This is a genomic window from Pseudomonas sp. GW821-FHT07G06 (assembly GCF_058986625.1).
This window is the reverse complement of sequence record NZ_JBYSVW010000004.1, coordinates 191,717-217,491: the sequence shown is the minus strand read 5'-3', so window position 1 is coordinate 217,491 and position 25,775 is coordinate 191,717. Positions and strand designations below refer to the sequence as shown.

General features: G+C 60.3%; 29 protein-coding genes. 13 read left to right on the top strand and 16 right to left on the bottom strand.

What is annotated here, in order from left to right; translation table 11 throughout:
- Window positions 1-44 precede the first annotated feature (44 nt).
- Complete coding sequence (gene pta, locus AC3WJW_RS10030) at window positions 45-2,144, top strand: phosphate acetyltransferase (protein ID WP_007970292.1); 2,100 nt, start codon at window positions 45-47, stop codon at window positions 2,142-2,144.
- Window positions 2,145-3,047, top strand: coding sequence for a 1-acylglycerol-3-phosphate O-acyltransferase, YihG family (yihG, locus tag AC3WJW_RS10025; protein ID WP_493725884.1), 903 nt, complete (start codon window positions 2,145-2,147; stop codon window positions 3,045-3,047).
- Between the two features lie 153 nt (window positions 3,048-3,200).
- On the opposite strand, the gene cysN is transcribed toward yihG, so the two are convergent.
- The 3 genes from cysN to AC3WJW_RS10010 form a co-directional block, all read right to left on the bottom strand.
- Window positions 3,201-5,099: a sulfate adenylyltransferase subunit CysN gene (gene cysN, locus AC3WJW_RS10020; RefSeq protein WP_103394176.1), complete on the bottom strand. Its 1,899-nt coding sequence runs from the start codon at window positions 5,097-5,099 to the stop codon at window positions 3,201-3,203.
- 9 nt (window positions 5,100-5,108) lie between these two features.
- Entirely contained in the window at window positions 5,109-6,026 is a 918-nt protein-coding gene (gene cysD / locus AC3WJW_RS10015; protein ID WP_007970286.1) for a sulfate adenylyltransferase subunit CysD, read from the bottom strand.
- 242 nt (window positions 6,027-6,268) lie between these two features.
- Window positions 6,269-7,027 carry a Nif3-like dinuclear metal center hexameric protein gene (locus AC3WJW_RS10010; RefSeq protein WP_493725883.1) on the bottom strand — a complete coding sequence of 253 codons (759 nt, stop codon included), beginning with the start codon at window positions 7,025-7,027 and terminating at the stop codon, window positions 6,269-6,271.
- Between the two features lie 103 nt (window positions 7,028-7,130).
- Between AC3WJW_RS10010 and algW the strand changes: the two genes are divergently transcribed.
- A complete protein-coding gene (algW, locus tag AC3WJW_RS10005) occupies window positions 7,131-8,291 on the top strand; it encodes a Do family serine endopeptidase AlgW (protein ID WP_007970284.1) in 1,161 nt (386 codons plus the stop codon).
- A 123-nt stretch (window positions 8,292-8,414) separates the two neighbouring features.
- Here the strand turns inward: algW and hisC are convergent, their stop codons facing one another.
- The 10 genes from hisC to AC3WJW_RS09955 form a co-directional block, all read right to left on the bottom strand.
- On the bottom strand, window positions 8,415-9,467 hold the full coding sequence (gene hisC / locus AC3WJW_RS10000) for a histidinol-phosphate transaminase (RefSeq protein WP_428605545.1): 1,053 nt from the start codon (window positions 9,465-9,467) through the stop codon (window positions 8,415-8,417).
- Window positions 9,468-9,469: 2 nt separating this feature from the next.
- Entirely contained in the window at window positions 9,470-10,795 is a 1,326-nt protein-coding gene (gene hisD, locus AC3WJW_RS09995) for a histidinol dehydrogenase (RefSeq protein WP_007970280.1), read from the bottom strand.
- A gap of 125 nt (window positions 10,796-10,920) precedes the next feature.
- Window positions 10,921-11,556 (bottom strand): ATP phosphoribosyltransferase, encoded by a 636-nt coding sequence (hisG, locus tag AC3WJW_RS09990; protein WP_007970278.1) that lies wholly within the window; start codon window positions 11,554-11,556, stop codon window positions 10,921-10,923.
- Between the two features lie 127 nt (window positions 11,557-11,683).
- Entirely contained in the window at window positions 11,684-12,949 is a 1,266-nt protein-coding gene (gene murA, locus AC3WJW_RS09985) for a UDP-N-acetylglucosamine 1-carboxyvinyltransferase (protein WP_102702535.1), read from the bottom strand.
- A 22-nt stretch (window positions 12,950-12,971) separates the two neighbouring features.
- Entirely contained in the window at window positions 12,972-13,211 is a 240-nt protein-coding gene (locus AC3WJW_RS09980; protein ID WP_015093504.1) for a BolA family protein, read from the bottom strand.
- A gap of 114 nt (window positions 13,212-13,325) precedes the next feature.
- Entirely contained in the window at window positions 13,326-13,631 is a 306-nt protein-coding gene (locus tag AC3WJW_RS09975; protein WP_007970274.1) for an STAS domain-containing protein, read from the bottom strand.
- On the bottom strand, window positions 13,628-14,281 hold the full coding sequence (locus tag AC3WJW_RS09970) for an MlaC/ttg2D family ABC transporter substrate-binding protein (RefSeq protein WP_493725882.1): 654 nt from the start codon (window positions 14,279-14,281) through the stop codon (window positions 13,628-13,630). Before AC3WJW_RS09970 ends, AC3WJW_RS09975 begins: the two co-directional genes overlap by 4 nt.
- An 11-nt stretch (window positions 14,282-14,292) precedes the next feature.
- Window positions 14,293-14,760 (bottom strand): outer membrane lipid asymmetry maintenance protein MlaD, encoded by a 468-nt coding sequence (mlaD, locus tag AC3WJW_RS09965; RefSeq protein WP_007970271.1) that lies wholly within the window; start codon window positions 14,758-14,760, stop codon window positions 14,293-14,295.
- Window positions 14,760-15,557: a lipid asymmetry maintenance ABC transporter permease subunit MlaE gene (gene mlaE, locus AC3WJW_RS09960; protein ID WP_007970268.1), complete on the bottom strand. Its 798-nt coding sequence runs from the start codon at window positions 15,555-15,557 to the stop codon at window positions 14,760-14,762. Before mlaE ends, mlaD begins: the two co-directional genes overlap by 1 nt.
- On the bottom strand, window positions 15,557-16,366 hold the full coding sequence (locus AC3WJW_RS09955) for an ATP-binding cassette domain-containing protein (protein ID WP_104450949.1): 810 nt from the start codon (window positions 16,364-16,366) through the stop codon (window positions 15,557-15,559). The genes mlaE and AC3WJW_RS09955 overlap by 1 nt, the downstream gene beginning before the upstream one ends.
- 276 nt (window positions 16,367-16,642) lie before the next feature.
- Between AC3WJW_RS09955 and AC3WJW_RS09950 the strand changes: the two genes are divergently transcribed.
- The 10 genes from AC3WJW_RS09950 to AC3WJW_RS09905 all read left to right on the top strand — a co-directional run bounded on the left by AC3WJW_RS09950 (window position 16,643) and on the right by AC3WJW_RS09905 (window position 23,728).
- Window positions 16,643-17,617, top strand: a complete 975-nt coding sequence (locus AC3WJW_RS09950; RefSeq protein WP_102702538.1) for a KpsF/GutQ family sugar-phosphate isomerase — start codon at window positions 16,643-16,645, stop codon at window positions 17,615-17,617.
- Window positions 17,617-18,141: a KdsC family phosphatase gene (locus AC3WJW_RS09945; protein WP_007970265.1), complete on the top strand. Its 525-nt coding sequence runs from the start codon at window positions 17,617-17,619 to the stop codon at window positions 18,139-18,141. Before AC3WJW_RS09950 ends, AC3WJW_RS09945 begins: the two co-directional genes overlap by 1 nt.
- A 7-nt stretch (window positions 18,142-18,148) precedes the next feature.
- Window positions 18,149-18,721, top strand: a complete 573-nt coding sequence (gene lptC, locus AC3WJW_RS09940; RefSeq protein WP_493725881.1) for an LPS export ABC transporter periplasmic protein LptC — start codon at window positions 18,149-18,151, stop codon at window positions 18,719-18,721.
- Window positions 18,708-19,256 carry a lipopolysaccharide transport periplasmic protein LptA gene (gene lptA, locus AC3WJW_RS09935; RefSeq protein ID WP_104450946.1) on the top strand — a complete coding sequence of 183 codons (549 nt, stop codon included), beginning with the start codon at window positions 18,708-18,710 and terminating at the stop codon, window positions 19,254-19,256. The genes lptC and lptA overlap by 14 nt, the downstream gene beginning before the upstream one ends.
- Entirely contained in the window at window positions 19,256-19,981 is a 726-nt protein-coding gene (lptB, locus tag AC3WJW_RS09930; RefSeq protein ID WP_007970262.1) for an LPS export ABC transporter ATP-binding protein, read from the top strand. The genes lptA and lptB overlap by 1 nt, the downstream gene beginning before the upstream one ends.
- Window positions 19,982-20,226: 245 nt before the next feature.
- Window positions 20,227-21,720 (top strand): RNA polymerase factor sigma-54, encoded by a 1,494-nt coding sequence (locus tag AC3WJW_RS09925; protein WP_015093497.1) that lies wholly within the window; start codon window positions 20,227-20,229, stop codon window positions 21,718-21,720.
- A 74-nt stretch (window positions 21,721-21,794) separates the two neighbouring features.
- The gene (hpf, locus tag AC3WJW_RS09920) at window positions 21,795-22,103 is read left to right on the top strand and encodes a ribosome hibernation-promoting factor, HPF/YfiA family (RefSeq protein ID WP_007941242.1); all 309 of its coding nucleotides are present in this window, start codon (window positions 21,795-21,797) and stop codon (window positions 22,101-22,103) included.
- Between the two features lie 12 nt (window positions 22,104-22,115).
- Window positions 22,116-22,580, top strand: coding sequence for a PTS IIA-like nitrogen regulatory protein PtsN (ptsN, locus tag AC3WJW_RS09915; RefSeq protein WP_007986694.1), 465 nt, complete (start codon window positions 22,116-22,118; stop codon window positions 22,578-22,580).
- 2 nt (window positions 22,581-22,582) lie between these two features.
- Window positions 22,583-23,440, top strand: coding sequence for an RNase adapter RapZ (gene rapZ / locus AC3WJW_RS09910; RefSeq protein WP_493725880.1), 858 nt, complete (start codon window positions 22,583-22,585; stop codon window positions 23,438-23,440).
- A 15-nt stretch (window positions 23,441-23,455) separates the two neighbouring features.
- Window positions 23,456-23,728 (top strand): HPr family phosphocarrier protein, encoded by a 273-nt coding sequence (locus AC3WJW_RS09905; RefSeq protein ID WP_007970256.1) that lies wholly within the window; start codon window positions 23,456-23,458, stop codon window positions 23,726-23,728.
- Window positions 23,729-23,783: 55 nt separating this feature from the next.
- Here the strand turns inward: AC3WJW_RS09905 and AC3WJW_RS09900 are convergent, their stop codons facing one another.
- Genes AC3WJW_RS09900 through AC3WJW_RS09890 form a run of 3 tightly spaced genes read right to left on the bottom strand, consistent with a single transcriptional unit; the run spans window position 23,784 to window position 25,751 of the window.
- The gene (locus tag AC3WJW_RS09900; RefSeq protein WP_493725879.1) at window positions 23,784-24,677 is read right to left on the bottom strand and encodes a ZIP family metal transporter; all 894 of its coding nucleotides are present in this window, start codon (window positions 24,675-24,677) and stop codon (window positions 23,784-23,786) included.
- A gap of 31 nt (window positions 24,678-24,708) precedes the next feature.
- Window positions 24,709-25,320, bottom strand: a complete 612-nt coding sequence (locus AC3WJW_RS09895; protein ID WP_493725878.1) for a superoxide dismutase — start codon at window positions 25,318-25,320, stop codon at window positions 24,709-24,711.
- A gap of 2 nt (window positions 25,321-25,322) precedes the next feature.
- A complete protein-coding gene (locus tag AC3WJW_RS09890; RefSeq protein ID WP_493725877.1) occupies window positions 25,323-25,751 on the bottom strand; it encodes a DUF2753 family protein in 429 nt (142 codons plus the stop codon).
- Window positions 25,752-25,775: the final 24 nt, after the last annotated feature.

The following is a 25,775-nucleotide window of genomic DNA, read 5'->3' as shown; positions in this document are numbered from 1 at the left end:
GCCATAGGTCGTGACCATTGCCATGCACCTTCCAGAGAATCCGCATGCAAACTTTTTTTATCGCGCCCACCGATTTTGGTGTGGGTCTGACCTCCATCAGCCTCGGGCTGGTGCGTACCCTTGAGCGCGCCGGGCTCAAGGTCGGCTTTTTCAAACCGATTGCCCAGCCGCATCCGGGCGACACGGGCCCGGAACGCTCCACCGAACTGGTGGCGCGTACCCACGGCTTGAAACCGCCTCAGCCACTGGGCCTGGCGCATGTCGAGCGCATGCTCGGCGACGGTCAGCTCGATGAGTTGCTCGAAGAAATCATTACCCTGTATCAGCAGGCGGCCATCGGCAAGGACGTGCTGATCGTCGAGGGCATGGTGCCGACCCGCAGCGCCAGTTACGCCGCGCGGGTCAATCTGCACCTGGCCAAGAGCCTCGACGCCGAGGTGATCCTGGTCTCGGCACCGGAAAACGAAGTGCTGACCGAGCTCTCCGGTCGTGTCGAGTTGCAGGCGCAATTGTTCGGCGGCCCGAAAGACCCGAAAGTCCTCGGCGTGATCCTCAACAAGGTCAAGACCGAGGAAAGCATGGAGGCCTTCGCCACGCGCCTGAAGGAGCATTCGCCGTTGCTGCGCAGCGGTGATTTCCGCTTGCTCGGCTGCATTCCGTTCCAGCCGGAACTGAACGCCCCGCGCACCCGCGACGTCGCCGACCTGATGGGCGCGCAAGTGCTCAACGCCGGTGATTACGAAACCCGGCGCATGACCAAAATCATCATTTGCGCCCGCACCATGCGCAACACCGTGGAGTTGCTCAAGCCCGGCGTGCTGGTGGTGACCCCCGGCGACCGCGATGACATCATCCTCGCCGTCAGCCTCGCGGCCTTGAACGGCGTGCCGCTGGCCGGCCTGCTGCTGACCAGCGACACCCTGCCCGACCCACGCATCATGGACCTGTGCCGCGGCGCCCTGCAGGCCGGGCTGCCGGTGCTGTCGGTGAGTACCGGCTCCTATGACACCGCCAACCTGCTCAATGGCCTGAACAAGGAAATCCCCATCGATGACCGCGAGCGCGCCGAAATCATCACCGATTTCATCGCTGGCCACCTCGATGCCAACTGGTTGCACCAGCGCTGCGGGACACCGCGCGAGATGCGCCTGTCGCCAGCGGTGTTCCGCTATCAATTGATCCAGCGCGCCCAGGCGGCCAACAAGCGCATCGTGCTGCCCGAAGGCAGCGAGCCGCTGACCGTGCAGGCCGCGGCGATCTGCCAGGCCCGAGGCATTGCTCGCTGCGTGTTGCTGGCCAAGCCCGAAGACGTGCAGGCCGTCGCCCGCGCCCAGGGCATCGAGTTGCCACCCGGCCTGGAAATCATCGATCCGGACTTGATCCGCGAACGCTATGTCGAGCCAATGGTCGCGCTGCGCAAAAGCAAAAGCCTCAACGCGCCGATGGCCGAGCAACAACTGGAAGACACCGTGGTGATCGGCACCATGATGCTGGCCCTGGATGAAGTCGACGGGCTCGTATCGGGCGTGATCAACACCACTGCCAACACCATCCGCCCGGCCCTGCAGCTGATTAAAACCGCGCCGGGCTGCACCCTGGTGTCTTCGGTGTTCTTCATGCTGTTTCCCGAAGAAGTGCTGGTCTACGGCGACTGCGTGATGAACCCGCACCCGAGCGCCAGCGAACTGGCCGAGATCGCCCTGCAAAGCGCCGACTCGGCCGCCGCATTCGGCATCACGCCGCGGGTGGCGATGATCAGCTACTCCAGCGGCGAATCGGCCAGCGGCGAGGAAGTCGAAAAGGTCCGCGAGGCCACTCTGCTCGCCCACGAACAACAGCACTCGCTGCTGATCGATGGTCCCTTGCAGTACGACGCCGCGGCCAACGAAAGCGTGGCCCGGCAGCTGGCGCCGAACAGCCAGGTGGCCGGTCGTGCCACGGTGTACGTGTTCCCCGATCTCAACACCGGCAACACCACTCACAAAGCCGTGCAGCGCAGCGCCGACTGCGTCAGCCTCGGGCCGATGCTGCAAGGCCTGCGCAAACCGGTGAACGATTTGCCGCGCGGCGCGCAGGTCGACGACATCGTCTACACCATCGCCCTGACCGCGATTCAAGCCGCCAACCGACCTATGGATGTGTAAATGCTGGACTTCCTACCCGCCCCGTTGCGCGGCGTGATCGCCTCGCTGCTGCTGGCATTGAACACGATTTTGCTGTGCTCGTTTCTGTTCTGCGTGGCGCTCGTCAAGGCATTGCCGTTCGCCCTCACCCAACGCATTGCGGGCTGGCTGATGAGCCATACCCATGAAGCCTGGATCAGCCTCAACAAAGGCTGGATGAACCTGGTGCGCCGCACGCGCTGGCACATCAGCGGCCTGCAAGGCCTCGACTACCGGCACTCGTACCTGATCACCAGCAACCACCAGAGCTGGGTCGACATCCTGGTGCTGCAATACGTCCTCAACCGACGCATCCAACCGTTGAAGTTCTTTCTCAAACAGGAGCTGATCTGGGTTCCAGTGATTGGTCTGGCCTGGTGGGCGCTGGGCTTTCCGTTCATGAAGCGCTACTCCAAGGCCTATCTGGAGAAGCACCCGGAGAAAAAAGGCAAGGACCTGGAAACCACCCGCAAGACCTGCGCGAAATTCCGCGACAACCCGGTGGGCATTTTCAACTTCGTCGAAGGCACGCGCTTCACCGAGGGCAAGCACAAGCAACAGCAATCACCCTTCAAGTACCTGCTCAAGCCCAAGGCCGGAGGCATTGCCTTTGTGCTGGATGCGATGGGTGAGCAACTGGAGTCCATCGTCAACGTGACCATCCACTACCCCGCCGGGCGTCCTGGTTTCTGGGATTTGTTGTGCGGGAACATTGCGGACGTGGTGGTGCACTTTGAAGAGCTGAAGATTCCGCCGCAGTTCATTGGCAAGAACTACGACCAGGATGGTGAGTACCGATTGCAGTTCCAGGGCTGGATCAATCAGTTGTGGCAGGACAAGGATGCTCTGCTTGCGCAGATGCATCGGGAGTTCCCGGGAGCTTAAAATCAAAAGATCGCAGCCTCCGGCAGCTCCTACACAAAGGTGCGCGTTTACCCTGTAGGAGCTGCCGAAGGCTGCGATCTTTTGACAATCTACGGAGCACAAAAAACCCGCCGAGGATCACCCATCGGCGGGTTTTTCATTTCCGGCTAGCGTTTAGATCGCACCACGCTCGCGCAGTAGAGCCAGCACTTGCTTGACGCCTTCTTCCAGCGACACGGACTGGGTGTCGATCACCAGATCGGCATCCAGCGGCACGTCGTACGGGAAGGACTCACCCGGGATGTTATCCCCGGCCGCCGCGTACAGGCCTTGCGGATCACGCTCGGCGCAGACGGTTGGCGAAGCCTGGACGTAGACCGTCAGCAGACGTTCCTTGCCGATCAGTTCCCGGGCCTGTTCACGACCTTCGGCGCTCGGCGCAACGAACGCCGCCAGGGTCAGCAGACCGGCTTCGTTGAACTGACGCGCAACGTGCGCGGCACGACGCCAGTTCTCGGTACGCCCGGCGCGATCCTGTGGCAGCCCCTTGTTCAGGTCGTGACGCAGGTTCTGGCCATCGAGTACGAACACCGCACGACCAAGGTCGAACAGCTTTCGTTCAACGGCATACGCCAGAGTGCTCTTGCCCGCGCCCGACAAGCCGCTGAACAACACGGTGGCCGGTTGCTGGCCGAAGCGCTGTGCACGCTCTTCGGTGGCGACGTGGGCCAGCTTGCCGTGGTGCGTGCTGGTGCCATGGGCCAAAGGCTGGGCGACGATCATGCCGGCGCCGACGGTGCCGTTGGTCAAGCGGTCGATGATGATGAAAGCGCCGGTGGTTCGGTTGCTGTCGTAACCGTCGAGGGCAATCGGCGCATCGAGCGCGATCTTGACCTTGCCGATTTCGTTCAACTGCAACGCGCTGGCCGGACCTTCTTCCAGGGTGTTCACGTCGACCTTGTTGACGATGCTGGCGATGGAACCCGGCACGTAACTGGTGGCGCGCTTGATGTCGTATTTCTTGCCCGGCAGCATCGGCTCTTCAGCCATCCACACCAGCATCGCTTCGAAGCTGTCAGTCACCGGCGGCACGTTGTCGGCGTGAACCAACAGGTCGCCACGGGAGATGTCGATTTCGTCTTCCATGGTCAGCGTGACGGCCTGACCTGGACCGGCGTGCTCCAGCTCACCTTCGAAGGTGACGATGGACTTCACGCGGCTGCTCTTGCCCGACGGCAGCACCACGACTTCGTCGCCTTTCTTGACGATGCCGCTGGCCAGCGTACCGGCGAAGCCACGGAAGTTCAGGTTCGGACGGTTGACGTACTGCACCGGGAAACGCAGGTCGGTGAAGTTGCGATCGCCCGCCACTTCCACGGTCTCGAGGATTTCCATCAGCGACTGGCCGGTGTACCACGGCGAGCGCTCGGACTTGTTCACCACGTTGTCGCCCTTCAATGCCGACATCGGCACGAAGTGCATGCTGGTGGGCTTCATCTTCAGGCCTTCGGCGAACTGCAGGTAGTCGGCCTTGATCGACTCGAACACGCCTTGGTCGAAGTCCTTGAGGTCCATCTTGTTGATGGCCACGACAATGTGCTTGATGCCCAGCAACGAGGCGATGAAGCTGTGGCGGCGGGTCTGGGTCTGCACGCCGTAGCGGGCGTCGACCAGGATGATCGCCAGGTCACAGGTGGACGCACCGGTGGCCATGTTGCGGGTGTACTGCTCATGGCCGGGGGTGTCGGCGATGATGAATTTGCGCTTGGCGGTGGAGAAATAGCGGTACGCGACATCAATGGTGATGCCTTGTTCACGTTCGGCCTGCAGACCGTCGACCAGCAATGCCAGGTCGATGTCTTCGCCGGTGGTGCCGACTTTTTTCGAGTCGCGGGTGATCGCTTCCAGGTGATCTTCGTAGATCATCTTGGAGTCGTGCAGCAGGCGCCCGATCAGGGTGCTCTTGCCGTCGTCAACGTTACCGCAGGTCAGGAAGCGCAGCAGCTCTTTACGTTCGTGCTGGCCCAGGTAGGCGAGGATGTCCTCGCTGATCAAATCAGATTGATGCGACATGACAGCCCCTTAGAAATAACCTTGACGTTTTTTGTCTTCCATCGAGCCTGCGCCATCGTGGTCGATGACACGGCCCTGGCGCTCGGAAGTTCGCGTCAGGAGCATTTCCTGAATGATGTCCGTGAGGCTTTCGGCCTCGGACTCCACCGCGCCCGTCAACGGGTAGCAACCAAGGGTACGGAAACGCACTTTCTTTTTGACGATGCGCGCTTTGTCTTCATCGCTCAGGTGCTCGAGGATGCGCTCGTCGTCGATCATGATCAGCGTGCCGTTCTTCTCGATGACTTCACGCTCGGCGGCGAAGTACAGCGGGACGATCGGGATGCCTTCAAGGTAGATGTACTGCCAGATGTCCAGTTCGGTCCAGTTCGACAGCGGGAAGACGCGGATCGATTCGCCCTTGTTGACCTTGCCGTTGTAGACGTTCCACAGCTCGGGACGCTGGTTCTTCGGATCCCAGCGGTGCTTGCTGTCGCGGAACGAGTACACGCGCTCCTTGGCGCGGGACTTTTCTTCATCGCGACGGGCGCCGCCGAACGCTGCGTCGAAACCATGCTTGTCGAGTGCCTGCTTCAGGCCCTCGGTCTTCATGATGTCGGTGTGCTTGGCGCTGCCGTGGGTGAACGGGTTGATGTTCTGCGCCACGCCGTCCGGGTTGACGTGGGTGATCAGGTCGAGGCCCAGCTCGGCGACCATCTTGTCACGGAAGGCGTACATCTCCTGGAATTTCCAGCGAGTGTCGACGTGCATCACCGGAAACGGCAGCTTGCCCGGGAAGAACGCCTTGCGTGCCAGATGCAGCATCACGGCGGAGTCTTTACCGATGGAGTACAGCATCACCGGGTTGTCGAACTCGGCGGCCACCTCGCGGATGATGTGGATGCTTTCCGCCTCCAGCTGTTTCAGATGCGTCAGTTTGTCGACCATGGCTACTCACGAAAGCTTTCTTATGAACGGCCAGCGGGCCGTGTTCGAGCGGGGATCCTAGCACAGCGACCTCTTCTAATCAGGACGCCAACTAGATCGAAAGAGCATATGAATATGCCTGCCCGTTTGGGCTATTGAACCGCAAACACCTCTCTGTAGGAGCTGCCGAAGGCTGCGATCTTTTGATTTTGATTTTAAAGATCAAAAGATCGCAGCCTTCGGCAGCTCCTACAGGGATCAGGTCAAATCGGGTTTGGGCAATCGATGAAGATGTGCTCCAGCGCAAAGCGCCGCGCCAGATAATCCCCCAGCGCCTGAACGCCGTAGCGCTCGGTGGCATGGTGACCGGCGGCGATGAAGCTGATGTCGTTTTCCCGTGCACTGTGGAAGGTCTGCTCGGAAGCCTCGCCGCTGAGGTACAGATCACACCCCGCCAGCACGGCTTGATCGATGTATCCCTGGCCGCCACCGGTGCACCAGCCGACGCGGCGGATCATGGCGCTGCCTTCGATCAACAGCGGCTCACGGCCCATGACTTCCTGTACGCGGCGTGCGAAATCCCGGGGCATCATCGGCTCGTTCAGCGAGCCGACCAGACCGACAATCTTCAGGTTATCCGGGTCCAGCGGACCTTCGACGGTGATGTCGAGCTGCCGCGCGAGCTGCACGTTATTGCCGACATCCGGGTGCAGATCCAGCGGCAGGTGATAGGCCAGGAGGCTGATATCGTGCTTGAGCAGGGTCTTCATGCGGCGCTGCTTCATGCCGGTGATGCACGGGTTTTCGCCCTTCCAGAAGTAGCCGTGGTGCACCAGTATCAGGTCGGCATTGGCCTCTACCGCGGCATCCAGCAACGCCTGGCTGGCAGTGACGCCACTGACAATGCGCATCACTTGCGGACGGCCTTCGACTTGCAAGCCATTGGGGCAGTAATCGGCGATTTTGGCGCTGTTGAGGTAACGGTCGGCTTCTTCGACCAGGGTGCTCAGGGCGACGGCCATAAAAGACTCCTAAATATCCCGTTCAGAGGCGCGTGCGGCCTCGTATAATGCGCGTCATTATGAGCGGTCTCATACCGCCTGCAACTCTCTCAGGAACTGCTTAATGCTCAAGGCGCTGCGTTTTTCCGGCTGGCCGCTGTTGGCCGGCGTGCTTGTCGCTCTTTTGATAATCCAGCGTTACCCGCAGTGGGTCGGGCTCCCGAGCCTCGACGTCAATCTGCAGCAAGCGCCGCAAACCACCAGTATGCAACAGGGCCCGGTGTCTTATGCCGACGCGGTCACCACCGCGGCGCCGTCGGTGGTGAACCTGTACACCACCAAAGTCATCAACAAACCCAACCATCCGTTGTTCGAAGATCCGCAGTTCCGCCGATTCTTCGGCGATAACTCGCCCAAGCAGAAACGCATGGAATCGAGCCTCGGCTCCGGCGTGATCATGAGCCCGGAAGGCTACATCCTGACCAACAACCACGTGACCAGCGGCGCCGACCAGATCGTCGTGGCGCTCAAGGACGGCCGGGAAACCCTGGCCCGGGTGATCGGCAGCGACCCGGAGACTGACCTCGCGGTGCTGAAGATCGACCTGAAAAACCTGCCGTCGATCACTGTGGGGCGCTCCGACAACATCCGCATCGGCGACGTGGCGCTGGCCATCGGCAACCCGTTCGGCGTCGGCCAGACCGTGACCATGGGCATCATCAGTGCCACCGGGCGCAATCAACTGGGCCTGAACAACTACGAAGACTTCATCCAGACCGATGCCGCGATCAACCCCGGCAACTCGGGCGGTGCACTGGTGGACGCCATTGGCAACCTGACCGGCATCAACACGGCGATCTTCTCCAAGTCCGGAGGCTCCCAGGGCATCGGTTTCGCGATCCCGGTCAAGCTGGCGATGGAAGTGATGAAGTCGATCATCGAGCACGGCCAGGTGATTCGTGGCTGGCTGGGTATCGAAGTGCAGCCGTTGACCCAGGAACTGGCCGAATCCTTCGGTTTGTCCGGGCGTCCGGGGATTGTCGTGGCGGGGATTTTCCGCGATGGTCCGGCACAGAAGGCCGGCCTGCAACTGGGTGACGTGATTCTTGCCATCGATGGCGAACCGGCCGGCGATGGCCGTCGCTCGATGAATCAGGTGGCGCGGATCAAACCGACCGACAAGGTCACGATCCAGGTGATGCGCAACGGCAAGGAACTCAAGCTGACCGCGGAAATCGGATTGCGTCCGCCGCCGGCACCGGTCAAAGAGAAAGAAGAAGAGTAAGCGGCCAACCCAAAAACCTGTGGGAGCGAGCTTGCTCGCGATGACGGGCTGGCAGTCAACAAGGATGTTGAATGTTATGGCCCCGTCGCGAGCAAGCTCGCTCCCACAGGATCGTGCCTGATTTTACAGATCGCCCAGACCGTCGATCAGCGCCTGGTTCTGCTCTGGCGTGCCGATGGAGATCCGCAGGAACTGCGCAATCCGCTCCTGCTTGAAGTGCCGGACGATCACGCCCTGCTCACGCAACTTCGCCGCCAACCCCGCCGCATCGTGTTGGGGGTGACGGGCGAAAATGAAGTTGGCCGCCGACGGCAGCACTTCAAAGCCCTTGGCTTGCAACTGCCCGACGACCTTCTCGCGATTCTCGATCACCAGCCGGCAGGTCTTGTCGAAATACTCGCGATCCTCGAACGCGGCAGCGGCGCCGACATTCGCCATGCGATCCAGCGGATAGGAGTTGAAGCTGTTCTTGATCCGCTCCAGCGCCTCGATCAGGTCCGGATGCCCCACCGCCAGGCCAACCCGCAGACCGGCCAGGGAGCGGGACTTGGACAGGGTCTGGGTCACCAGCAGGTTGGGATAACGATCGACCAGAGTGATTGCCGTCTCGCCGCCGAAATCGATGTAAGCCTCGTCCACCACGACCACCGAATCCGGGCTGGCCTTGAGAATCTGCTCCACCGCTTCCAGCGCCAGCAAGCAGCCGGTCGGTGCGTTCGGATTGGGGAAGATGATCCCGCCGTTCGGCCTGGCGTAGTCCGCCGGGTTGATCTGGAATTGCTCGTCCAGCGGCACCGCGTCGAAGTTGATGCCATACAGTCCGCAGTAGACCGGATAGAAGCTGTAGCTGATGTCCGGGAACAGCAGCGGCTGATCGTGCTGCAGCAAACCGTGGAAGATGTGCGCCAGGACTTCGTCGGAACCGTTGCCGAGGAACACCTGATTGCCTTGCACGCCGTAATACCTGGCGACCGCGTTCTTCAGCAGGTCGCTGTTCGGGTCCGGGTACAAACGCAGGTTGTCGTTCAGTTCGGTCTGCATCGCAGCCAAGGCCTTGGGCGATGGACCGTACGGGTTTTCGTTGGTGTTGAGCTTCACCAGCTTCGCCAGTTTCGGCTGCTCGCCCGGCACGTATGGCACCAGGTTCTTGACGAACGGGCTCCAGAATTTACTCATCTTCATTTCACCTGCTTGTCGTCAACGATGCGGTATTCGGCGCTACGCGCGTGCGCGGTCAGCGATTCGCCACGGGCCAGCACGGATGCAGTCTTGCCCAGTTCCGATGCGCCCTGCTCGGAGCAGAAGATGATCGACGAGCGTTTCTGGAAATCGTACACACCCAACGGCGAGGAGAAACGCGCGGTGCCGGAGGTCGGCAACACGTGGTTCGGGCCTGCGCAGTAGTCGCCCAGGGCTTCGGAGGTGTGACGGCCCATGAAGATCGCGCCAGCGTGGCGGATCTGCGGCAGCCAGGCTTGCGGATCGGCAACGGACAACTCGAGGTGCTCCGGTGCGATGCGGTTGGCCACTTCGATGGCCTGTTCCATGTCGCGAACCTTGATCAATGCACCGCGGCCATTGATCGAGGTTTCGATGATTGCGGCACGCTCCATGGTCGGCATCAATTTGGCGATGCTGGCGGCGACCTTGTCGAGGAACCCGGCGTCGGGGCTGACCAGAATGGCCTGCGCGTCTTCGTCGTGCTCGGCCTGGGAGAACAGGTCCATAGCGATCCAGTCCGGATCGGTCTGGCCGTCGCACACCACGAGGATTTCCGAAGGGCCGGCGATCATGTCGATGCCGACCTGGCCAAACACGTGGCGCTTGGCGGTAGCCACATAGATGTTGCCCGGGCCGACGACCTTGTCGACCTTCGGCACGCTTTCGGTGCCGTAAGCCAGCGCCGCAACAGCCTGGGCGCCGCCGATGGTGAACACGCGGTCGACACCGGCAATGCAGGCCGCAGCCAGCACCAGTTCGTTGATTTCACCGCGCGGGGTCGGTACGACCATGACCACTTCGGTGACACCGGCCACCTTGGCCGGAATCGCGTTCATCAGCACCGACGACGGGTACGACGCCTTGCCGCCCGGCACGTACAGACCGGCACGATCCAGCGGCGTGACTTTCTGGCCCAGTACGGTGCCGTCCGCCTCGGTGTAACTCCAGGAGTCCTGCTTCTGCTTCTCGTGATAGCTGCGTACGCGGGCTGCGGCGACTTCCAGTGCTTCGCGCTGGGCCACGGAAATTCGGGTCAGTGCCAATTCCAGGCGCTCGCGCGGCAGGATCAGGTCGGCCATGGACTTCACGTCCAGACCGTCGAACTGACGGGTGAAGTCCACCAGCGCCGCGTCACCGCGCTCGCGCACAGCCTTGATGATGTCCAGCACCCGCTGATTGACCGAGTCGTCAGACACACTTTCCCAGCTCAGCAGATGATCCAGATGATGCGCGAAATCCGGGTCAGCAGCGTTGAGTCGGCGAATTGCAGTCAGTGCGGTCATAGCGAGAGCCTCATAGGAATGGCAAAAAACTCAGGCGCCCGAAGCTAACATTCGATCCGCTTGGGCACCTGAGAATTCTGGCTATGAGGCGGATAGACGGCGCAACTCAAGGTTGCGCAGGTGAATCAGCCGCGGTGTCGAGACTCCACTGCCTTGCGCAGGGTGTCGATCAACGCCTGGATACGGGCGTGCTGCATTTTCATCGAAGCCTTGTTGACGATCAGGCGGGAGCTGATGGCAGCGATGAAATCCTGTGGCTCCAGGCCGTTGGCCCGCAGCGTGTTACCGGTGTCGACCACGTCGATGATCTTGTCCGCCAGACCGATCAGCGGTGCAAGCTCCATCGAGCCGTAGAGCTTGATGATATCGACCTGACGACCCTGTTCGGCGTAGTAGCGCTTGGCAACATTGACGAACTTGGTGGCGATGCGCAGACGCCCCTTGGGCTCGACTGCACCGACTTTACCGGCGGTCATCAGCTTGCACTGGGCAATTTGCAGGTCCAGCGGCTCGTACAGGCCCTGGCCGCCGTATTCCATCAGCACATCTTTGCCGGCGACGCCGAGGTCGGCAGCCCCATGTTCGACATAGGTCGGCACATCGGTGGCACGCACGATCAGCAGACGGACATCGTCCTGGGTCGTGGGGATGATCAGCTTGCGGCTCTTGTCCGGATTCTCGGTCGGCACGATGCCCGCTTCAGCCAGAAGCGGCAAGGTATCGTCAAGGATGCGGCCCTTGGACAGTGCGATAGTCAGCATGGGAAACGTCAGCCCTTAATCAGGAATCTTATGCCCGGTCGCAATCGGCGCCGGACACGCATCGAGCCGGAAACCGGCTCGACCTACAACAATCCATCGGGCACGTCCCTGTGCCCATGCAGCAGTACTAGCCCGGAACGCGACGGATCTTGGCGCCCAGCATCTGCAGTTTTTCTTCGATGCACTCGTAGCCACGATCTATGTGGTAGATGCGGTCGATCAGGGTGTCGCCCTCGGCGATCAGGGCCGAGATGACCAGGCTGGCCGAAGCACGCAGGTCGGTCGCCATCACTGGCGCGCCCTTGAGCTTCTCGGTGCCGGTGACGATTGCGGTGTTGCCTTCGACCTGGATCTTGGCGCCCATGCGGTGCAGTTCGTAGACGTGCATGAAGCGGTTTTCGAAGATCGTCTCGATCACAGCACCCGTGCCTTCGGCAATGGCGTTGAGGGAGATGAACTGCGCCTGCATGTCGGTCGGGAACGCCGGGTACGGAGCGGTCCGCACGTTGACGGCTTTCGGCCGCTTGCCGTGCATGTTCAGCTCGATCCAGTCTTCGCCGCAGGTGATTTCGGCACCGGACTCCCGGAGCTTTTCCAGTACGGCTTCGAGGATGGTCGGATCCGTGTCCTTGACCTTCACGCGGCCACCGGTCACGGCAGCGGCAACCAGGTAGGTACCGGTTTCGATACGGTCCGGCATCACCTTGTAAGTGGTGGTGTGCAGACGCTCGACGCCATCGATGGTGATGGTGTCGGTGCCGGCGCCGGAAACCTTGGCGCCCATGGCGTTCAGGAAGTTCGCCAGGTCGACCACTTCAGGTTCGCGCGCGGCGTTGGCCAGGACGCTACGGCCCTTGGCCAGTGCGGCGGCCATCATGATGTTTTCGGTACCGGTCACGCTGACGGTATCGAAGAAGAAGTGCGCACCGCGCAAGCCACCCTCAGGCGCCTTGGCCTTGATGTAGCCGCCCTCGACGTCGATGACCGCGCCCATGGCTTCCAGGCCACGGATGTGCAGGTCAACCGGACGCGAACCGATGGCGCAACCGCCAGGCAGCGCGACTTCGGCTTCGCCGAAACGGGCAACCATCGGGCCCAGCACCAGGATCGACGCACGCATGGTTTTAACCAGTTCGTACGGTGCGACCAGGGTCTTGATGGTGCGCGGGTCGATTTCGACGGCGAGTTTTTCGTCGATCACCGGCTCGATCCCCATGCGACCGAACAGTTCGATCATGGTGGTGATGTCGTGCAGGTGCGGCAGGTTGGCAACCGTCACCGGACCATCGCAAAGCAGCGTGGCAGCAAGGATCGGCAGGGCAGAGTTCTTTGCCCCGGAGATGCGGATTTCGCCGTCAAGACGAGCACCGCCAGTAATAATCAATTTATCCATAAGAATCTCGACGCCCTTGGGCTCAGGTGCGCTCGGCCCAGGCCGCGCTGCTGAAAAATTTCATTGTGACCGCATGGATGCTGCCATCGGTGATCCATGGGTTCAAATGGGCATAGATCTGCTGCTGACGCTTCACCGGGCTCATCGCCGCCAGTTCATCGCTAATCACATTCAGCTGGAAATTGCAGCCTTCGCCCTCGACTTCTACCAACGTTCCGGGCAGCTTTCCTTCAAGGAAGCTCTTCACTTCTACGGCCTGCATGCTCAACCTCAATCGGCGCCCTGTGCGCGCGGGTCGGACATCATACAAAAAAGCCCCGCGCCTGCGAACCCCGCGAAGCAGGACTCTGACGGGGGGCTTCTTTATAGATGCGGGTTAGGGATGCGCCAACAGCTCGGTCAGCTCGCTGACCTGAGCGATTTCACGCATGTCTTCAGGCATCCCACGGATGCTCAACGCCTTGCCGGCCGCCTGAGCATCGCGGATGAAGCACAGCAGCAATGACAAACCGACACTGCTGGACTTGGTCACCGCCGAACAATCGACCACCAGCGCCGCTGCCTTGCTGGCCTTGATCAGCGCCTTGCCCTGCTCACGCAGGCCAGGGCCGGTGCGGTAATCCAGCACGCCACTGAGTCGCAGCTCACCCGCTTCGTCCATCTGGACTGCCGACTCACTCATTGGGCTGACTGCTCTGGCTTCTTGTCGGTGGCTTCCTTGGCCTTGGCGACTTCCCCGGCCCAACCATTGATGGTCTTGTCCAGGTCGTTGCCATTGCGCTGCATCGCATCGGCGAACTGATCGCGGAACAGCTTGCCGATATTGATGCCGTTGATGATGACGTTACGCAGTTTCCACTCGCCGTTGATCTTTTCCAGCGTGTAGGACACTGGATAGATCGCGCCGCTGCTGCCTTTGACCGTCATGCCAACGCTGGTACGGTCGCCCGACTCGTCTTTGGCCGGTTCAACGGTGATGCCCTGGTTGTTGTACTCCAGCAAGGCATTGCCATAGAACTGGAACAGGCCCTTCTTGAAGTTTTCTTCGAAGGTCTTCATCTGCTCGGGCGTAGCCTTGCGCGAGTACTTGACCGTCATGATGCTCTTGGAAATACCCTCGGCATCCACGACCGGCCCGACGATGGTGTTCAGCGCCGTATAAAAGTCTTGCGGATCCTGCTTGTACTTCTCTTTGTTTGCCGCCAGGTCCGCGAGCATACGGTTGGTTGTGTCCTGCACCAGATCGTGCGCCGAAGGCGCCGCTACGGCGTGGGACACCAACGGAAACACCGCGAGCATTACCAACAGGCCACGTCGCAAGGTAGAGATCATTTAACAGTTCCTCATTTAGCTTCTTTGCTAACGGTATTGAGCAGGAATTTACCGATCAGGTCCTCGAGCACCAGCGATGACTGCGTGTCATGGATGGTTCCACCATCCTTGAGCAGGGTGTCTTCCCCGCCCACGCTGATACCGATGTACTTCTCGCCCAACAACCCAGCAGTCAGGATAGATGCAGTGGAGTCCGCCGGCAGATTATCGATGCGTTTTTCCAGCTGCATGGTCACCCGACCGGTAAAGCTGTCGCGATCCAGATCGATGGCCGTGACCTTGCCGATGGTCACACCGGCCATGGTCACCTTTGCTCTGACAGTCAAACCGGCGATATTGTCGAAGTAGGCGTAAAGTTTATACGTGTCGGTGCTCGGAGTCGGGGACAGGCCACTGACCCGCAACGCCAACAAGAGCAAAGCCAGGATGCCAGCCAGCAAGAAAAGGCCGACACCGATTTCCAGGGTGCGGTTTTGCATCAGAAATCTCCAAACATCAAGGCAGTCAGAATAAAGTCCAGGCCGAGCACTGCCAACGAGGCATAGACAACGGTCTTGGTAGTGGCACGACTGATCCCCTCGGAAGTGGGTTCGCAGTCATAGCCTTGGAATACGGCGATCCAGGTCACGACAAAGGCAAAGACGATGCTTTTGATGATCCCGTTGAGCACATCCTCAGTGAACGTCACGCTGTTCTGCATGTTCGACCAGTAGGATCCTTCATAGACCCCCAGCCAGTCGACAGCGACCCACGAGCCGCCCCAGATGCCCACCACGCTGAAAATCATCGCCAGCACCGGCAGGGAAATGAAGCCGGCCCACAAGCGTGGCGCAATGATGTACTTGAGCGGGTCAACCCCGATCATTTCCAGGCTGGACAACTGCTCGGTGGACTTCATGTTGCCGATTTCCGCGGTCAACGCCGAACCGGCGCGCCCGGCGAACAGCAAGGCGGTCACCACCGGCCCCAGTTCTCGCAGCAGCGTCAGCGCAACCATCTGCCCGACAGCCTGCTCCGAACCGTAGCTGGAAAGGATGTTGAAGCCCTGCAGCGCCAGCACCATGCCGATGAACACCCCGGAGACCACGATGATCACCAGGGACATCACGCCCACCGAATGCAGCTGCTTGACCAGCAGCCCGAAGCCGCCACCGATTCCACCGCGGCCAAGCAAGGCATGAAACAGGAACAAGGCCGAACGCCCGAACACCGCCAGCACATCGATGCCGGCCTGGCCGAAGCGGCGAACGCGCTCCATCAATGAAATTCTGCGCATCAGCGCTTCCCCAGAATATCTGCGCGGTAATCCGTCGCTGGAAAGTGGTACGGAACCGGGCCATCGGGTTCGCCGGTCATGAACTGACGAATGCGCGGTTCATCCGAGTTCATCAATTCGTCCGGGGTCCCCTGCCCCAACACCTGACCATCGCCCACCACATAAATGTAATCGGCAATGCTCGCGGTCTCGGCCAGGTCGTGGGAAACCACGATGCTGGTGATGCCCAGCGCATCGTTGAGCAAGCGAATCAGGCGCACCAGAACGCCCATGGCGATGGGGTCCTGGCCGACAAAGGGTTCGTCGTACATGAGGATCTGTGGATCGAGCGCAATCGCCCGGGCCAGCGCAACACGGCGCTTCATGCCGCCGGAAAGCTCGTCGGGCATCAGGTCGATGGCACCGCGCAAACCCACTGCCTGCAATTTGAGCAGAACGATGTCGCGGATCATTTCTTCCGGCAGTTGTGTGTGGACCCGCAGCGGAAACGCGACATTCTCGAAGACATCGAGGTCGGTAAACAGCGCGCCGCTCTGAAACAGCACGCCCATATGCTTGCGCGCATCGAACAGGTCGCTGCGTGACAGTTTTGGCAGGTTCTGACCGTTGACCCAGACTTCGCCCTTGGTGGGACGCAGCTGGGCGCCCATCAGGCGCAGAAGCGTGGTCTTGCCGCACCCGGAAGGCCCCATGATGCCGGTGACCTTGCCACGCGGGATACGGATATCGACATTATTGAAAATGCTGCGCGCACCGCGCTTGAAGGACAGTCCCTTCAGCTCGACCGCGTAGGCGTTATCGGCACTCATCTAAACTCCTTGCGATGCAGCCTCTCACTCGGACGCCTGGCTTTCTGACGAAAGCACATACCTCCCGGGCAGGCCGAACTGGCGGCGAACTATATCACTGCGAAGGCTGCACGCCCAAGGCCAAAGCCGAGTCATGTGCAACTGCATGAGCGGTTCAAAGCCCCGTCTAGAGGGTTTCAGGTAACAAGGAATGACAATGCGCGACGAACTTGCGTGAGGGATTCGATCATAACCGCTATAATCGCCGCCTTTTCATCAGGCTATACGATTTCTGACATGAGCCAATCCAGCGACCTGATTCAATCAGCACAACGCACCATCCGCCTCGAAGTAGAAGCCGTGCAAGGCCTGCTACCCCATATCGACGCAGATTTCGTACGCGCTTGCGAGATGATTCTGGCCAGCAAAGGCCGCGTGGTCGTGGTCGGCATGGGCAAGTCGGGGCACGTCGGCAACAAGATCGCCGCGACCCTGGCCAGCACCGGCACCACGGCGTTTTTTGTGCACCCGGCGGAAGCCAGCCATGGCGACATGGGCATGATTACCCGCGACGACATCATTCTGGCGCTCTCGAATTCCGGCTCCACCAATGAAATCGTTACCCTGCTGCCACTGATCAAGCGCCTGGGCATACAGTTGATCAGCGTGACCGGCAACCCTGATTCGCCGCTGGCCAAGGCCGCCGAGGTGAACCTGAATGTTCACGTCGAACACGAAGCCTGCCCGTTGAACCTGGCACCCACCTCGTCGACAACCGCTGCCCTGGTCATGGGTGACGCCCTGGCGGTCGCGCTGCTGGAAGCCCGCGGCTTCACCGCCGAAGACTTCGCCTTTTCCCACCCCGGCGGCGCCCTGGGCCGACGCCTGCTGCTGAAAGTGGAAAATGTCATGCACGCCGGCCAGGAACTGCCGCAGGTCCAGCGTGGCACCCTGCTCAAGGACGCCTTGATGGAAATGACCCGCAAAGGCCTGGGCATGACCGTCATCCTCGAGGCCGACGGCAAGCTGGCCGGAATCTTCACCGATGGTGATTTGCGCCGCACACTGGACCGCAGCATCGACATCCACAGCGCTGTCATCGACCAGGTCATGACGGCCCACGGCAAGACCGCCCGCGCCGAAATGCTGGCCGCCGAAGCGCTGAAAATCATGGAAGACCATAAAATCAACGCGCTGGTCGTGGTCGACAGCGAAGACCGCCCGGTCGGCGCCTTGAACATGCACGACTTGCTGCGTGCAGGAGTAATGTAATGAGTGCGGACCTGCTGCAACGCGGCAAACAGATCAAACTGGCGGTGTTCGATGTCGACGGCGTGCTGACCGATGGTCGCCTGTACTTCCTCGAAGACGGCAGCGAATTCAAGACGTTCAACACGCTCGACGGCCAGGGCATCAAGATGCTGATGGCCGCCGGAGTGCAAACTGCCATCATCAGTGGCCGCAAGACCCCGGTGGTCGAGCGGCGAGCCAGGAACCTCGGTATCCCGCACCTGTATCAGGGCCGTGAAGACAAACTGGTGGTACTCGACGAGCTGCTGGCCCAACTGAATTTGAGCTATGAGCAGGTGGCCTACCTCGGCGACGACCTGCCGGACCTGCCGGTGATTCGCCGAGTCGGCCTGGGCATGGCGGTGGCCAATGCCGCCAGTTTTGTGCGCGAACATGCTCACGGCATCACCCTCGCCCGTGGCGGCGAAGGTGCTGCTCGCGAGTTCTGCGAATTGATCCTGCGCGCCCAGGACCGCCTCGATGCGGCCAATGCGGCGTACCTGTGAGCCCGATATGCTGAGCAAAAAGTTTCGCAACACCCTGATGTACAGTTGCATCGCGGCGATATTCGCCGCGGTCGGCTACTGGAACATCAGCCCGGAACGCTTCCTCGACAAGCCGGCAACGCCGGTCGATGAAAGCATGATCGACTATTACGCCATCAACGCCCACAGCGTGCAGTACCTGCCGGACGGCAAGCTGCAATATGATCTGGTGTCCGACAAGGTCGAGCACCTGAAGGCGACCGAGGTGACACTGCTGACCAACCCCGACCTGAACGTGTTCCGCGGCACCGAATTCCCGTGGCACGTCCAGAGCCTGCGCGGCGAAGTCAACCCTGACGGCACGCAGGTCGAGCTGATCGATGACGTACGCATCACGCGCTTCGACGAGAAAAACCGCAAGACCCTGATCACCAGCACCCGCATGACCGTGTTCCCGCAGCAGCAATATGCGCAGACCGAGCAAGACGTTAGAATCGACGGCGCTGGCGGTGTATCGACTGGCAAGGGAATGAAAGCGTATTTGAAAGAAAGCAGGATACACCTGCTATCGAACGTAAGAGGACAGTATGAGGCTCGTTAAAACCCTCCCGATTTTGCTCAGTCTGGGCGCAGCACTGGGAAGCGTGAGCGCCTGGGCTCTGCCGGAAGACCAACAGCAGCCTATCCGCATTCAGGCCGACGATGCCCAACTGGACGACAAGCAAGGCATTGCTACCTATAAGGGTGACGTGATCATCACCCAAGGCTCGATGAAGGTGACAGGCAACACCGTTACCATCACCCGCACCCCGACCGGCGACATTGACGTAGTGACCTCGGTGGGCAACCTGGCGTACTTCGAGCAATTGCAAACCGCTGGCGATACCAAGCCTGTTCAGGGTTGGGGCGTGACCATCCAGTATCACGCCACGCAAAATCGCGTCGTGTTGATCGACAAGGCCAAGGTTGTCGACAAGGACAACAACGTCACCCAAGGCGAGAAAATCGTCTACGACACCGAGAAGAAGCTGGCCAGCGCCGGGCGCGCCACCGGCAGCAAGGTGACCGAGTCGCGTCCGCGTATCGACATGGTGATCCAGCCGAAGAAGAAAACCGACGAGAAAAAGGCCCAGTAATGGCAACTCTGAAAGCTCAGCATCTGGCCAAGAGCTACAAGAGCCGCCAGGTCGTGCGTGATGTCAGCCTGTCCATCGACAGCGGTCAGATCGTCGGCCTGCTTGGCCCGAACGGCGCCGGCAAGACCACCTGCTTCTACATGATCGTCGGCCTGGTGCAAGCCGACCAGGGCCGCGTCCTGATCGATGACCTGGACGTCAGCCACCAGCCGATGCACGGCCGTGCAAAAGCCGGTATCGGCTACTTGCCGCAAGAAGCATCGATCTTCCGCAAACTGTCGGTGGCCGACAACATCATGGCCATCCTCGAGACCCGCAAGGAGCTCGACAAGGCCGGTCGTCGCAAGGAACTGGAAAGCCTGCTGCAGGAATTCCACATCAGCCACATCCGCGACAACCTCGGCATGAGCCTGTCCGGTGGTGAGCGCCGCCGCGTGGAAATCGCCCGCGCCCTGGCCACCAACCCGAAATTCATCCTCCTCGACGAACCGTTCGCCGGCGTGGACCCGATTTCGGTCGGCGACATCAAACAGATCATTTACCACCTCAAGGCCAAAGGCATTGGCGTGCTGATCACGGACCACAACGTTCGTGAAACCCTGGATATCTGTGAAACCGCCTATATCGTCAATGACGGTCAGTTGATCGCCGAAGGTGATGCAGAGACCATCCTGGCCAACGACCTGGTGAAGGAAGTGTATCTGGGCCATGAGTTCCGCCTGTAAACGCTGAGCTGTGCCCAGGCAGCCGCCCGGGCACCGGTCTCGCGATTCATCGGTGCCTCATGCAAACCTGCGCGCTCAGCCCCCGACAAGGGCAACTCCGCAACACAAATTTATAGTTTTTTATTGTTACAGCGCTCTAGGCAAATCCTTCAGTTTCAGGCATATAATTTGCTTATGTTTGGCGCCCCGGCGCCCTGTAGTGGATGGCGCATGTGCGCCGGCGAATAAGGTGTTAAGCCCCTGCCATGAAACCATCGCTAGTCTTGAGAATGGGCCAGCAGCTGACGATGACACCTCAGCTGCAACAGGCCATCCGCCTGCTCCAATTGTCGACCCTGGACCTGCAACAGGAAATCCAGGAGGCCCTGGAGTCCAATCCGATGCTCGAACGCCAGGAAGAAGGCGACGACTTCGACAATTCCGACCCCTTGGCCGACAACGCCGAACAAAAGCCCAACACCGATATCCAGGAACCCTCCTACCAGGAAAGCGCCCCGACGGTTGATAACCTCGATGAGGGTGACTGGAACGAGCGCATCCCCAACGAACTCCCCGTCGACACCGCGTGGGAAGACGTTTACCAGACCAGCGCCAGCAGCCTGCCCAGCAATGACGATGACGAGTGGGACTTCACCACCCGTACCTCGGCCGGTGAAAGCCTGCAAAGCCACCTGCTGTGGCAACTGAACCTGGCCCCGATGTCCGACACCGATCGCCTGATCGCCGTAACCCTGATCGACTGCATCAACAATCAGGGCTATCTGGACGAAACCCTCGAGGAAATCCTCGAAGCCTTCGATCCGGAACTGGACATCGAACTGGACGAAATCGAAGCCGTCCTGCACCGCATCCAGCAATTCGAGCCGGCCGGCATCGGCGCACGCAATCTGGGTGAATGCCTGCTGCTGCAATTGCGCCAGTTGCCCGCCAAGACGCCTTGGCTGGCCGAAGCCAAGCGCCTTGTCACCGATTACATCGACCTGCTCGGCAGCCGCGACTACAGCCAGTTGATGCGCCGCATGAAGCTCAAGGAAGATGAGCTGCGCCAGGTCATAGAGCTGGTCCAGAGCCTCAACCCGCGCCCGGGCTCGCAGATCGAGTCCACCGAAGCCGAGTACGTCGTACCTGACGTTATCGTACGCAAGGACAACGAGCGCTGGCTGGTGGAGCTGAATCAGGAGTCGGTGCCACGACTGCGGGTCAACGCCCAGTACGCCGGTTTTGTGCGCCGCGCCGATACCAGCGCCGACAACACGTTCATGCGCAATCAGCTGCAGGAGGCCCGCTGGTTCATCAAGAGCCTGCAGAGCCGCAATGAAACCCTGATGAAGGTTGCCACCCAGATCGTGGAGCATCAGCGCGGTTTCCTCGAATATGGCGACGAAGCCATGAAGCCGCTGGTCCTGCATGACATCGCCGAAGCGGTCGGCATGCATGAGTCGACGATTTCACGAGTGACCACCCAGAAGTTCATGCACACCCCCCGCGGCATCTATGAACTGAAATACTTTTTCTCCAGTCACGTAAGCACCTCCGAAGGCGGCGAATGCTCGTCCACGGCGATCCGGGCGATCATCAAAAAACTGGTTGCCGCGGAAAATCAGAAAAAGCCGTTGAGTGACAGCAAGATCGCTGGTTTACTGGAGGCACAAGGCATTCAGGTGGCTCGCCGCACCGTCGCCAAGTACCGCGAATCCCTCGGGATCGCGCCTTCGAGCGAACGCAAGCGGTTGATGTAGAGCCACGCCACAGCGTTCCAGTGGTAGATCATCTGATCTACCGCTTTATGCACTGGCAACGAAGGAGAAGCTGTATGCAAGTCAACATCAGTGGACACCAACTGGAAGTGACCGAACCTCTTCGCACCTACATCGGCGAAAAACTCGAACGATTGGAGCGACATTTCGACAAGATCACTAACGTGCAGGTCACGATGACCGTCGAGAAGCTGAAGCAGAAAATCGAAGCCACGCTGCATATTCCCGGGAATGAAGTGGTCGCCAATGCGGAACATACCGATATGTACGCTGCGATCGATGCACTCACCGACAAGCTGGATAAACAACTCAAAAAGCATAAGGAAAAGACCCAGAGCCTCCTTCAGGGCGCAACCGGTCGTTAACACTCCCAACCCATGATCCGACTTGAAAGTATCCTGACCCCCGGCCGTTCCCTCGTGAACGTGCCGGGCGGCAGTAAAAAGAAAGCCCTCGAACAAATTGCCAATCTGATCGCCCGCGAAGTGCCGGCTCTGGAGATGCAAGATGTCTTCGAGGCGCTGATTGCCCGTGAAAAACTCGGCTCCACCGGTTTTGGCAACGGCATCGCTATTCCACACTGCCGTCTCAAGGGTTGTGTATCGCCCATCAGTGCATTGATGCACCTGGACGCCCCAATCGATTTCGACGCCATCGACGGCGCGCCGGTTGACCTGCTGTTCGTTCTGCTGGTCCCGGAAGCCGCTACCGATGCGCACCTTGAGCTGCTGCGACAGATCGCCAGCATGCTCGACCGCAAGGACGTACGCGAAAAACTGCGTCATGCCGCAAGCAACGAAGCCCTGTATCAGGTTGTCCTGGACGAGCAAAACGGTCAGTAATCATGCGCTTGATCATCGTCAGTGGCCGTTCCGGCTCGGGTAAAAGTACCGCCCTCAATGTTCTTGAGGACAACGGCTACTACTGCATCGACAATCTGCCTGCCGGCCTGCTGCCGGAACTGGCCGAAAGAGCGTTGATTCATACCGAGCTGATGCAGCCGCTGGTGGCTGTCTCCATTGACGCCCGCAACCTGCCCAGCCACCTGTCACGCTTCCCCGAGCTGCTCGAAGAAGTCCGCAGCCGCCACATTCAGTGCGATGTCCTGTACCTGGACGCCGACGAAGAAACCCTGCTCAAGCGCTTCTCGGAAACCCGCCGACGTCACCCCCTGACCAACGCCAACCGCTCGCTGGCCGAAGCCATCAACGTCGAGAGCGTTCTGCTCGGACCGATTGCCGACCTCGCCGATCTGAAGATCAACACCACCAGCCTGAACCTGTATCAGCTGCGCGACGCCATCAAACTGCGTCTGTTGAATCAGCCCGAGCCGGGCACTGCGTTCCTGGTGGAATCCTTCGGATTCAAGCGCGGCATGCCGGTGGACGCCGACCTGGTGTTCGATGTGCGCTGCCTGCCCAACCCTTACTGGAAACCGGAATTGCGCGAGCAGTCCGGGCTCGATCAACCGGTTGCCGATTACCTGGCGGCACAGCCGGATGTGGAGGAGATGTTCCAGGACATTTCCACATACCTGCTAAAGTGGCTGCCTCGTTTTGCCGCCAGCAACCGCGCCTACGTCACCATTGCCATTGGCTGCACTGGCGGACATCACCGCTCCGTCTACCTGACCGAGCGTCTGGGGCAGGCGCTGCAAAAAACCCTGAAGAACGTCCAGGTTCGCCACCGCGACCTCAGCTAAAGGATTCACATCGCGATGCCTGCTCTGGAAATCGAAATCATCAATAAACTGGGTCTGCACGCCCGTGCTTCTGCAAAGTTCGTTGGAGTCGCGGGTCAGTTCCCGTGCCAGATCCGGGCCGGTCGCACACCAGAGTCCATGGTCGATGGCAAAAGCATCATGGCGATGATGATGCTGGCCGCCGGCAAGGGCACCACGATCCACTTGAGCACAGAAGGCGAGCAGGAACAGGAAGCACTGGATGCGCTGGTGGCGTTGATCAACAACTTCTTCGACGAAGGCGAATAAAGATCAAGATCAAAAGATCGCAGCCTTCGGCAGCTCCTACAGGGCTGCGATCTTTTCAGGCCAGCGCCGTATCCATCACCATCATCAAGCAGAACCCCATCAGCAGGCCGAGGCTGGCAAGTTTGTCATGACCGTTGCGGCGCGACTCGGGAATGACTTCGTGGGTCACCACCAGCAACATTGCCCCTGCCGCCAGCGCCAACCCCAAAGGCAGCAGCATCTCGGCCAGGCTCACAAGCCAGGCGCACACCAGCGCGAACACCGGTTCGACCAACCCTGATGCGGCACCGATCAGGAACGCCTTGACCCGAGACATCCCTGCCCCGGCCAATACCAAGGCGATGACCAGCCCTTCCGGCACGTCCTGCAAGGCAATGCCCATGGCCAGGCTGTCAGCTTCAGGCATGCCGCCGCCGGCAGAAACACCGACCGCCATGCCTTCCGGAATGTTGTGGGCGATGATGGCAAACACGAACAGCCAGATGCGCGGAGCAATGACCGGGCGCTCCAGGGTGCCGACCAGCCTGTCCGGGCTGACGCCGGAGACCTTTCGATCCACCAGGAACAACCCGAACGCGCCGAGCATAATGCCGAAGCTGATCAGCCCACTGGACGCCCAAGGCGACAGTCCAAGCCCTTCGGCGGCAGAGATGCCCGGAACGATCAGCGAAAATGCCGTCGCCGCGAGCATCACGCCAGCGCCAAAGCCAAGCAAAGTGTCGCTGAGCACCTGCGGCATGCGTCGAATCACCAACACCGGTACCGCACCCAACGCGGTACCCAGGGCGCAGATCGCACCGCCCTGCAGTGCGCGCAGCAACCTCGGCTCAAGGTCGAGCCATGCCAATCCATGGGCAACCAATAGGCTCATGCCCGCCAGCAGTAACAGCGATCCAAACGCGTAACGAAACAGCCGTCCACTTCCAATCGCCAGTGTTTCAGTGCCCATAGCCCAGCCCTGGATTGTTTTTATGGAAGACTTAAACCAGTGCGGCCTGATAGCGTGCAGCGACTTGCGGCCAATTGATCACGTTGTAGAACGCGCTGATGTATTCAGGACGGCGGTTCTGATAACGCAGGTAATAGGCATGCTCCCAGACGTCGAGGCCCAGGATCGGCGTATTGCCGCTCATTAACGGGCTGTCCTGGTTACCGCTGCTTTCCACCACCAGGGTCTTTTGCGCCGTCACGCTGAGCCAGGCCCAGCCACTGCCGAAGCGGGTCAACGCCGCCTTGGTGAAGGCCTCCTTGAAACTGTCGAGTCCGCCCAATTGCTCGTCGATAGCCTTCGCCAGCGCGCCTTCGGGTTTGCCTGGGCCGCCGGGCGCCATGACTTCCCAGAACAACGAATGGTTGGCGTGGCCGCCTCCCTGATTGATCACCGCCGCGCGCAGTTTTTCCGGCAGTTGCTGCACGGCAGACACCAGCTTCTCCACGGGCCACTCGGCATACTCGGTGCCCTCGACGGCCGCGTTGAGGTTGTTGATGTAGGTCTGGTGATGTTTGGTGTAGTGGATCTCCATGGTCTGCGCATCGATGTGCGGTTCCAGGGCGTCGTAGGCGTAGGGCAAGGCAGGCAAGCTAAAAGCCATGTTCAATGGACTCCATGATGATGAGGCACAGGGGAAGCGGCATCGATGTGCAGCAGTCGATGGGTACGCGGATATTCGCCGTGCTCACTGATGAAATTCAGCAGCTCGACGTAGGTCTTGCTGCTCTGGCGCAACGCGGCTTCACGCAATGTTTGTGGTAGCCGCGAGTCCTGCATGGCCTGCAACAGCCGTTGGTGGATGGCGCACAAGTATTCGACGCTCTCCTCCGGCTGGTTCAGGCGCAAGTGCAGGTCTGCCAGGTTGTGATGGGAAATCACGCAAGCTGCCACCGCTTCGTCGGCATCCGCCCAGCGCTCGAACAGCACCTGGGCCAGGGCCAATGCCTGCAGATACGCCTCGCGGGCATCGACCAGTTCACCCTGCATGAAAAAGCGATTGGCTCTTTCGATCGTGCGTTTCCAGTGCTCCATGGTGCGCCTCCAAAGCGGCAGCGG

Bases quoted from the DNA above. Each gene is read 5' to 3' on its own strand.
- pta (WP_007970292.1), top strand. From the start codon at position 45: ATGCAAACTTTTTTTATCGCGCCCACCGATTTTGGTGTGGGTCTGACC.
- yihG (WP_493725884.1), top strand. From the start codon at position 2,145: ATGCTGGACTTCCTACCCGCCCCGTTGCGCGGCGTGATCGCCTCGCTG.
- cysN (WP_103394176.1), bottom strand. From the start codon at position 5,099: ATGTCGCATCAATCTGATTTGATCAGCGAGGACATCCTCGCCTACCTG.
- cysD (WP_007970286.1), bottom strand. From the start codon at position 6,026: ATGGTCGACAAACTGACGCATCTGAAACAGCTGGAGGCGGAAAGCATC.
- AC3WJW_RS10010 (WP_493725883.1), bottom strand. From the start codon at position 7,027: ATGGCCGTCGCCCTGAGCACCCTGGTCGAAGAAGCCGACCGTTACCTC.
- algW (WP_007970284.1), top strand. From the start codon at position 7,131: ATGCTCAAGGCGCTGCGTTTTTCCGGCTGGCCGCTGTTGGCCGGCGTG.
- hisC (WP_428605545.1), bottom strand. From the start codon at position 9,467: ATGAGTAAATTCTGGAGCCCGTTCGTCAAGAACCTGGTGCCATACGTG.
- hisD (WP_007970280.1), bottom strand. From the start codon at position 10,795: ATGACCGCACTGACTGCAATTCGCCGACTCAACGCTGCTGACCCGGAT.
- hisG (WP_007970278.1), bottom strand. From the start codon at position 11,556: ATGCTGACTATCGCACTGTCCAAGGGCCGCATCCTTGACGATACCTTG.
- murA (WP_102702535.1), bottom strand. From the start codon at position 12,949: ATGGATAAATTGATTATTACTGGCGGTGCTCGTCTTGACGGCGAAATC.
- AC3WJW_RS09980 (WP_015093504.1), bottom strand. From the start codon at position 13,211: ATGCAGGCCGTAGAAGTGAAGAGCTTCCTTGAAGGAAAGCTGCCCGGA.
- AC3WJW_RS09975 (WP_007970274.1), bottom strand. From the start codon at position 13,631: ATGAGTGAGTCGGCAGTCCAGATGGACGAAGCGGGTGAGCTGCGACTC.
- AC3WJW_RS09970 (WP_493725882.1), bottom strand. From the start codon at position 14,281: ATGATCTCTACCTTGCGACGTGGCCTGTTGGTAATGCTCGCGGTGTTT.
- mlaD (WP_007970271.1), bottom strand. From the start codon at position 14,760: ATGCAAAACCGCACCCTGGAAATCGGTGTCGGCCTTTTCTTGCTGGCT.
- mlaE (WP_007970268.1), bottom strand. From the start codon at position 15,557: ATGCGCAGAATTTCATTGATGGAGCGCGTTCGCCGCTTCGGCCAGGCC.
- AC3WJW_RS09955 (WP_104450949.1), bottom strand. From the start codon at position 16,366: ATGAGTGCCGATAACGCCTACGCGGTCGAGCTGAAGGGACTGTCCTTC.
- AC3WJW_RS09950 (WP_102702538.1), top strand. From the start codon at position 16,643: ATGAGCCAATCCAGCGACCTGATTCAATCAGCACAACGCACCATCCGC.
- AC3WJW_RS09945 (WP_007970265.1), top strand. From the start codon at position 17,617: ATGAGTGCGGACCTGCTGCAACGCGGCAAACAGATCAAACTGGCGGTG.
- lptC (WP_493725881.1), top strand. From the start codon at position 18,149: ATGCTGAGCAAAAAGTTTCGCAACACCCTGATGTACAGTTGCATCGCG.
- lptA (WP_104450946.1), top strand. From the start codon at position 18,708: ATGAGGCTCGTTAAAACCCTCCCGATTTTGCTCAGTCTGGGCGCAGCA.
- lptB (WP_007970262.1), top strand. From the start codon at position 19,256: ATGGCAACTCTGAAAGCTCAGCATCTGGCCAAGAGCTACAAGAGCCGC.
- AC3WJW_RS09925 (WP_015093497.1), top strand. From the start codon at position 20,227: ATGAAACCATCGCTAGTCTTGAGAATGGGCCAGCAGCTGACGATGACA.
- hpf (WP_007941242.1), top strand. From the start codon at position 21,795: ATGCAAGTCAACATCAGTGGACACCAACTGGAAGTGACCGAACCTCTT.
- ptsN (WP_007986694.1), top strand. From the start codon at position 22,116: ATGATCCGACTTGAAAGTATCCTGACCCCCGGCCGTTCCCTCGTGAAC.
- rapZ (WP_493725880.1), top strand. From the start codon at position 22,583: ATGCGCTTGATCATCGTCAGTGGCCGTTCCGGCTCGGGTAAAAGTACC.
- AC3WJW_RS09905 (WP_007970256.1), top strand. From the start codon at position 23,456: ATGCCTGCTCTGGAAATCGAAATCATCAATAAACTGGGTCTGCACGCC.
- AC3WJW_RS09900 (WP_493725879.1), bottom strand. From the start codon at position 24,677: ATGGGCACTGAAACACTGGCGATTGGAAGTGGACGGCTGTTTCGTTAC.
- AC3WJW_RS09895 (WP_493725878.1), bottom strand. From the start codon at position 25,320: ATGGCTTTTAGCTTGCCTGCCTTGCCCTACGCCTACGACGCCCTGGAA.
- AC3WJW_RS09890 (WP_493725877.1), bottom strand. From the start codon at position 25,751: ATGGAGCACTGGAAACGCACGATCGAAAGAGCCAATCGCTTTTTCATG.